Source organism: Rhizobium ecuadorense (genome assembly GCF_001187535.1).
Lineage (GTDB): Bacteria > Pseudomonadota > Alphaproteobacteria > Rhizobiales > Rhizobiaceae > Rhizobium > Rhizobium ecuadorense.
Genome location: NZ_LFIO01001362.1, coordinates 1 through 223, shown reverse-complemented (window position 1 = coordinate 223; position 223 = coordinate 1). Strand labels below are relative to the sequence as shown.

Sequence of the window (223 nt, the reverse complement as noted above, 5' to 3'; positions counted from 1 at the left end):
GGCTCGTATTGCCAGCCGGCTCATAGGGATTGCAGATGAAGATCGGCGTGATATCACAGGCGCTGGCATGGTATACGGCCACGGCGTCGGCAGCGATGTTGATCGTATCGCGGGTGAAGCCGACCGGGACCGGAAATATCGTCTGCATCGCCTGAGGCTTGGCGATGACCCAGGCGTAGGAAGCGTCGTTGGCCGCTGTCGTTTGCATCGAAGACGGGATGGG

1 pseudogene is annotated in these 223 nt (G+C 60.5%); it reads right to left on the bottom strand.

Features of this window, described 5'->3' with window-relative positions:
• Positions 1-223: pseudogene (locus AF337_RS29470) on the bottom strand (hypothetical protein); the annotation flags it as partial.